At 71.1% G+C, this 6,421-nt stretch carries 4 protein-coding genes; 2 read left to right on the forward strand and 2 right to left on the reverse strand.

Features of this window, described 5'->3' with window-relative positions; all coding sequences use genetic code 11:
• The first annotated feature begins 57 nt into the window (after positions 1 to 57).
• Together ABD54_RS13785 and ABD54_RS13790 are read left to right on the forward strand one after the other, a co-directional pair.
• Positions 58 to 777, forward strand: coding sequence for a class I SAM-dependent methyltransferase (locus ABD54_RS13785; RefSeq protein ID WP_047869885.1), 720 nt, complete (start codon positions 58 to 60; stop codon positions 775 to 777).
• The gene (locus tag ABD54_RS13790) at positions 777 to 1,871 is read left to right on the forward strand and encodes a prenyltransferase (RefSeq protein ID WP_047869881.1); all 1,095 of its coding nucleotides are present in this window, start codon (positions 777 to 779) and stop codon (positions 1,869 to 1,871) included. Before ABD54_RS13785 ends, ABD54_RS13790 begins: the two co-directional genes overlap by 1 nt.
• Positions 1,872 to 2,071: 200 nt before the next feature.
• On the opposite strand, the gene ABD54_RS13795 is transcribed toward ABD54_RS13790, so the two are convergent.
• Together ABD54_RS13795 and ABD54_RS13800 are read right to left on the reverse strand one after the other, a co-directional pair.
• On the reverse strand, positions 2,072 to 5,404 hold the full coding sequence (locus ABD54_RS13795) for a transglycosylase domain-containing protein (RefSeq protein ID WP_047869882.1): 3,333 nt from the start codon (positions 5,402 to 5,404) through the stop codon (positions 2,072 to 2,074).
• 215 nt (positions 5,405 to 5,619) lie between these two features.
• The gene (locus ABD54_RS13800; protein ID WP_047869883.1) at positions 5,620 to 6,258 is read right to left on the reverse strand and encodes a class I SAM-dependent methyltransferase; all 639 of its coding nucleotides are present in this window, start codon (positions 6,256 to 6,258) and stop codon (positions 5,620 to 5,622) included.
• Positions 6,259 to 6,421: the final 163 nt, after the last annotated feature.

Below are 6,421 nucleotides of genomic sequence, written 5' to 3' on the forward strand. Positions count from 1 at the left end.
CCGCGGCCGCGGAGCCCGAAGACCAGATCCCCGAGCCAGATCCCCAGGGAGCCTCCACTGATCACCGTCGACTTCAACCTTTTCCCCGTCGGCCCGGGCGACCGCGTGCTCGACCTGGGCTGCGGGGGCGGCCGCCACGCCTTCGAGGTCTACCGGCGCGGCGCCGACATCGTGGCCTTCGACCAGAACGTCGCCGACCTCGCCGAGGTCGAGACCATGTTCGCCGCGATGCGCCATGAGGGCGAGGCTCCCGAGGAGGCCAGGGCCGAGACCGTCAAGGGCGACGCCCTGGACATGCCCTTCGACGACGCCAGCTTCGACCGCGTGGTCGCGGCCGAGATCTTCGAGCACCTCCCGCACGACACCGCCGCGATGGCCGAGCTCTTCCGGGTGCTGCGGCCCGGCGGCATCGCCGCGGTGACCGTGCCCAGCTTCCTGCCAGAGCGCCTGTGCTGGGCCCTGTCGGAGGATTACCACACCAACGAGGGCGGGCACATCCGCATCTACACGCGCGCCGAACTGGAGGCCAAGCTCAAGGCCACCGGCTTCGAGATCGGCCCGCACCACCACGCGCACGCACTGCACGCGCCCTACTGGTGGATCAAGTGCGCTGTGGGCACCGACCGGGACGACCACCCGCTCGCCAAGGCCTACCACGACATGCTGGTGTGGGACATGCTCAAGGCGCCCGCCGTGACCCGCGTCGCCGAGCGCCTGCTCAACCCGGTCATCGGCAAGAGCGTGGTCGTGTACGTGCGCAAACCGCACGACGCCTGATGTCCGTCGCCCCCGTGCCCGCGACCACGACCGGACCGGCCCCTCACGACGCCCTGAGCCTGCCCGGCGTGCTCGACGCCGAGCAGCTGCACCGTTCTGCCTCCTACCTGGCACGCTGCCAGGAGGACGGCGGGGCCATCCCGTGGTTCCCCGGCGGGCACACCGACGTGTGGGACCACGTGGAGTGCGCCATGGCCCTGACCGTGACCGGCCGCAGCGCACCCGGACACGCCGATGCGGCCCGGCGCGCCTACCTGTGGCTGGCCGACAGCCGCGCGCCCGGGGGCGGATGGCCCGCCAAGTTCCGCCAGGGCGTGCCCGTGACGCCGCTGCGCGAGGCCAACCACGCCGCCTACCCCGCGGTGGGCCTGTTCCACCACCTGCTCGTCACCGGCGACACCGCGTTCGCCGAGCGGATGTGGCCGGTGGTCGAGGAGGGCCTGGAGTTCGTCCTGGCCCTGCGCGGCGAGCACGGCGAGATCCTGTGGGCCCGCTCGGAGAACGGCGCCCCGGGGGACCACGCGCTGCTGACGGTGTGCGCGAGCGTGCACCACGCGCTGCGCTGCGGTGCCGCCCTGGCCGCGCGCCTGGGCCGGTCCCGCCCCGCGTGGACGGCCGCCGCCGACCGTCTCGCGGTGCTCATCAACGGGCATGAGGACCTGTTCGCGGACCGGGACCGCTTCTCGATGGACTGGTTCTACCCCGTCCTGGGCGGCGCCGTGCGCGGCGCCGCAGCCAAGGAGCGCATCGCCGAGCGCTGGGACCGCTTCGTGGTGCCCGGACTGGGCGTGCGCTGCGTGAGCGACCAGCCATGGGTGACCGCGGCGGAGACCTCGGAGCTGGTGCTGGCGCTGGCCGCCGTCGGCGACGTGGACGCGGGCGTGCGCCTCCTGCGGGACGTGCAGCACCTGCGCGACTCCGACGACGGCGTGTACTGGACGGGTTACCAGTTCGCCGAACAGGTGCGCTGGCCGGTGGAGCGCAGCACGTGGACGTCGGCCGCCGTGATCCTGGCGGCGGACGCGCTCACCGGGACCACGCCGGGCTCGCGGGTCTTCCTGCACACCTGGGACGGGGCCCCTCCGACTGGGTAGTGTCCCCCGGACGCGCACCACCTCCAGCCCCCGGTAGGCGCCCGCCTCCGCGGTCCGAGGCCGGTTCGGGCCGACGGGCCCCGCTCCGCCGACTGGCGCGGGCCCGACACGGAGGACCCCGAACACGGGGGAGGGCCCGGCGGTGCGCCGCCGGGCCCTCCCCCGTTCTCACCGGCTCCGGTCACCACCGGAACCGGACCTCACCAGAGGTCGTCGCGTCTGGCCGGCGGGCTCTCACCGCTGCCGCCACCGCCGCCTTCCTCTCCGTCGCCGCCCTCACCGGGGCCCGGGTCGGTCCCGGGACCGGGGATCTCCGGCCACTCGGGCGTGGTGGGCTCCTCCGGCTCCACCGGTGTCTCGGGGGTGGTGGGCACGTCCGGCTCGGTCGGCGTCTCCGGCTCCGCGGGCGCCTCCGGCTGCTGAGGCTGCTGGGGCTGCTCGGTGGACACGTCCGGAGCCCAGTTCTCGGTGGTGCCGCTGAAGGCCGGACTCGGGAACGAACCCGGCTCGTAACCCTCCATCGCGGTGCTCATGTACCGGTTCCACAGCGACGCGGGAAGCGTACCGCCCGACAGAGCACCGTATCCCGGGATACTGAAGCTCTCGTTGTTGCCGCTGTAGATCCCCACAGCCGTGGACAGCTGCGGGGTGAAACCGACGAACCATGCGGCGACGCTGCCGTCGGTGGTACCGGTCTTGCCCGCGGTGGGGTGGCTGGCCAGCCGCGCCCCGGTACCGGTACCGGCGTTGACCACCTGCTGGAGGGCGTAGGTGACGTCGGCGGCGGTCGCCTCCTCAAGGGCCCTGTTGCTCTCCACCTCCGGGCGCACGTTCTCACCCTCGGAGTCGACGATCTCCCGTACCACGTGCGTCTCGACGTGCACGCCGCCGTTGGCGAAGGTGGCGTACCCGCTGGCCTGGTCGACCGTGCGGGCGCTGGAGGCCCCCAGCGGCATGACCGGAACCAGTTGGCTCTCGGGGACGCTCCCATCGGGCCAGCCCGCGGCGTAGACGGTGTCGCGGACGTTCTCGAAACCGACCTCCTGGGCCAGCTCGATGAAGCCGAGGTTGTTGGAGTGCTGAGTGGCCTGCGTGAGCGTCATGATGCCGCCCGGCGAGTTGCCCGCGTTCTGGATGCGCGAGCCCGCGATGGTGCGCGGCCCGCGCCCGTCCACCGTGGAGTTGAGGCTGTAGCCCTGCTCCAGTGCGGTGGCGAGCACGTACGGTTTGAACGCCGAACCGGTCTGCGCGGCGCCGAGGAAGGAGCTGTCGTACTGGTTCTCCCAGTAGTCGTGCCCGCCGTAGAAGGCCAGGACCTCGCCCGTCGCCGGATCGACCGTGGTGAGACCGACGTTGACGCCCTCGGGCCGCTCCTCGGGCGGGACCATCTCCTCCACGGTGGCGTAGGCGGCGTCCATCATGTCCTGGTCGAACGTGGTGACGATCCTGTAGCCCTGGCGGTTGATCTGGTCCTCGGTGTAGCCGAGCCGCTCCAGTTCGTTCATGGCCTCCTGGAGCATGTAGCCCTTGTAGCCGCTCAGGTCCGTGCCCTCGCTCGGCCGCTCGGGCTCGGGCGCGGGGAACTCCATCGCGTCGGCCTCTGCCTGGGTGATGGCCTCCGTGGTGACCATGCCGTTGACCACGTACTCCCAGCGCCGCTCCATCGAGGGGGTGGTCTCCACGTCGGCCTCGCCGAAGGGTGTGGGCTGCTGGATGGCGGCGGCCAGGAACGCGGCCTCGGCGGGCTCCAGGTCCTGGACGTCCTTGTGGTAGTAAGCCTGCGCAGCGGCCTGGACCCCGTAGGCGTTGCGGCCGAAGTAGATGGTGTTGAGGTACTGCTCCATCACCCACTCCTTCGACTCGCTCCGGTCGACCTTGAGGGCGATGATGATCTCCCGCACCTTGCGGGTGATGGACACGTCCCGGGAGATGCCCTCGTAGTAGTTGCGCACCATCTGCTGGGTGATGGTGGAGCCGCCCTGGACCTGCTGACCGGTGACGGTGGACCACACCGCGCGTCCGGTGCCGCTCACTGACACCCCGGGCTCGGTCCAGAAACCGCGGTCCTCCGCCGAGATGACCGCCTCGACGACGTGTTCGCCGCCCGTGGTCATCTCGTCGTAGGACAGGATCTCCCGGTGGGTGCCCCGGTAGGCGAACTCGGTCTCGCCGTCGGCGAAGTAGAAGGTGGAACCCTCCTCCAGGACATCGGCCTTGGCCGCGTCCGGGACTTCCACCGTGCTGTAGAAGAAGGCGAAGACACCGCACCCGATGATGAAGAACACGCCGGTGACGATGAGGAAGACCCGCAGGATCCTCCACCAGAGGGGCTTCTTGGCCTTCTGAGCGGCACCGTTCTTCTTGCCCCGGGCCTTGGGGTCGCCCGGGCCCTTGGGGCCGCCGGGCCCGGTACCGCCGGGACCAGCCGGTCCCTTGGGGCCGCCCGGGCCGGTGGGGCCGCCGGGACCGCCGGAGTTGCTGGAACTGGTGGTGTCACCGGGACCGGTCGGGCCGCCGTGCGCCCAGGAGCGGGCGGCGGCCGCTCCGGCAGCCGCCGCGGCACCGGCCTCGGTGGCACCGGGGCGTGCGCCCCGGTCCTGCCCCTCGGAGGGCGACTCGGCCACGTAGGAGGAGAGGCGACGCGGCTCGGGCCACAGGGACGCCGTCTCGGCCGCGGAGGACTCGTCGATCCTCTGCTCCCCGTCACGGTCCGAAGCGACGGCGTCCGGAGCGGCGGGCACAGCGGACGCGGCGGCTCCGGCGGACCCGTCCTCGAAGTCCTGGACGTCGGTCACGGTCCCGGCCACGGGGCTCTTGGGAACTTCCGTGTGCTCCTGCCCGCGCGGGCTCCAGAGGTCTGTGCCGCCCTCTTCCGCACCGGCGTTCCCGGAGGCGTCTTCGGACGTCTGCGCCGCCTCCGCGGAGGCGGCCTCACGGACGGAGTCGAGCGAGAGGGGCTCGGTCCGGTCGGATACCGGCGATGGGGGCTCGTCGGCGCCGGCCGTACCGCCCTGGTCGACGGACGTGTCATCGGCCGCGGAGGGCGGGCCCGCCTGGGAGGGCCGTCCGCCCTCACGCGTGTCGGCCTCCTCCGCGCCCGCACGGCCGGCCGAGGCGGGGGAGCCGGCTGCGAGAGAGGGGTCGGCGGCATCGGAACCGTGCGCTTCGGCGGGGACTCCGGAGGTCTCCTCCGCGGCGTCGTCGCCGGCGTCGTCGGAACCGAAACCCTGTTCCGCGAGGCTCTGGGCGACCTTGTCGCGGAGGAAGGTACCGCTGGTCTTGAAGGTGACCGGGTTGATGAACTCCGGTTCGGGCTGCTCTCCTACGCTTTCCTCTCCTCCGGGAGTGTCATGAGTGGGTTGGTTCTCCTCGCTGGTGGGTACTCCACCTTCGGGAGTGTGCTTGTCGGACAGCTCTTCGGCAGAGGTGTTCCTGGTGTCCGGCGTGTCCTTGGGACGCTGTCCATCCGCCCCGCTTTCGCCGTGTGTGCTCTCGCTCAGTTCCCCGCCCCCATGGCAAATCACGTCCGGCACCCTGCCGTCCTGAGGTTGGACGCGCAAGTGCCCCGGATCGTTCAGTTCGAGTCAGGACCGAAGCGGTAATTCGGGGAATAACGCCGCCATCGCTCAGCCCTTCAAGCCACGATACCCGCCCGTAACGATGTCAAGTCCGAGCAGGTAAGCGTACTGCCACTTCTTACCCGAGGCGTGCCCCGGGCAGTTGTGCATCGGAAAGACTGTTAGACCGCTCACTTCTTGCGGGTGCGTTCGAGCACCCGCAGGGAGCCCACCGCGCGCATCTCCTCGAACTCTCCCGAGTCGAGGGCCTTCCGGTAGATGTTGTAGGGCGGTCGGCCGCCGTCCTCGGGGTCGGGGAAAACGTCGTGGATGACGAGAGCCCCGCCGGGGGCGACGTGCGGGCTCCAGCCAGCGTAGTCGCTCTGGGCGGCCTGCTCGCTGTGGCCGCCGTCGATGAAGACCATGCCGAGCGGGGTGCTCCAGACAGCCGCGACATTGGTGGACCGGCCCACGAGGGCGATGACCTCGTCGTCCAGGCCCGCTTGGGTGATCGTGCGCCGGAAGTGCGGAAGGGTGTCGAACCTGCCCGTCGCCTCGTCCACCAAGGAGGCGTCGTGGTACTCCCAGCCCTCCTGGTGCTCCTCCGAGCCCCGGTGGTGGTCGACCGTGAGGACCTTGGCGCCGGTGGCACGGGCGGCCGCGCCGAGGAAGATCGTGGACTTGCCGCAGTAGGTGCCGATCTCCACGATCGGCCCGACCGGGGCGTAGTCGACGGCGGTCTCGAAGAGGGCGCTGCCCTCGTCAGTGGGCATGAAACCCTTCGCGCTCTCCGCGGCCGCCAGAAGCGCTGAGGGGATTGTCTTCGTCATGCGGGAATTGTCCCACCGGCGAAAACGGAAACGGACACTGGTCCGCGCGGACGGACTACCGCGTCTTCGAGGGGGCGACTGGTCGTCCACAGGACGCAGGACGCTCTGGCGCCCCCACCCCCCACCACGGTTGACTGGAAACAAGGGGGGCCCACCCAGGAAC

The sequence above is a fragment of the Nocardiopsis sp. RV163 genome (assembly GCF_001029525.1).
Taxonomy (GTDB): domain Bacteria; phylum Actinomycetota; class Actinomycetes; order Streptosporangiales; family Streptosporangiaceae; genus Nocardiopsis; species Nocardiopsis dassonvillei.